This window comes from Vibrio sp. 2304 (assembly GCF_033339475.1).
Classification (GTDB): Bacteria; Pseudomonadota; Gammaproteobacteria; order Enterobacterales; family Vibrionaceae; genus Vibrio; species Vibrio alginolyticus.
The window spans coordinates 1-501 of the sequence record NZ_JAWOUQ010000162.1; the positions used below are offsets into that span (position 1 = coordinate 1).

At 48.7% G+C, this 501-nt stretch carries 1 pseudogene; it reads right to left on the reverse strand.

Going from position 1 to position 501, the window contains the following annotated elements:
* Nucleotides 1-501 (reverse strand): annotated as a pseudogene (locus R7P64_RS24805) (HAD family hydrolase); the annotation flags it as partial.

The window sequence follows — 501 nt, forward strand, 5'->3', positions numbered from 1 at the left end:
GCATTGGCTTCGTCTAACGCTTTATCTAAGCGGCCAACGTCCGATTGACGGTCGTATTTCCACTCGCGCGCTTCGTCAGTGTGATGCACAATCATCGCCATAGAGTTTGGTTGGCTTGTCGCCCACTGCATCATCGCTTGGTCTCCGTCCGAGTTACCAACGGCGAGCACTGGTTTCTTACCAATAATGTACTGGATGTTTTCGACTTTCACTTCTTTATCATCGAGCGTTAACAGTTCGCCCAACTTCATCACTTTAGGCTGACCATCATTAAAGCTGTATTCGTATTTCAACGCACTGCCGATGATTTGTTCTTCAGGAATGTTGTAAGCCTCTGGCGCCCACACGCGCATAAAGTCCACGCCACCACCCGAAACAATGTAGGTTTTGAAGTTGTTCTCTTGCAGGTAAGTAAGCATTTCGCGCATCGGCTTAAAGGTGAGATCGTTATAGGCTTTACCAAAGCGCTTGTCTTTCGCTGCCGCAAGCCATTGCTCGACG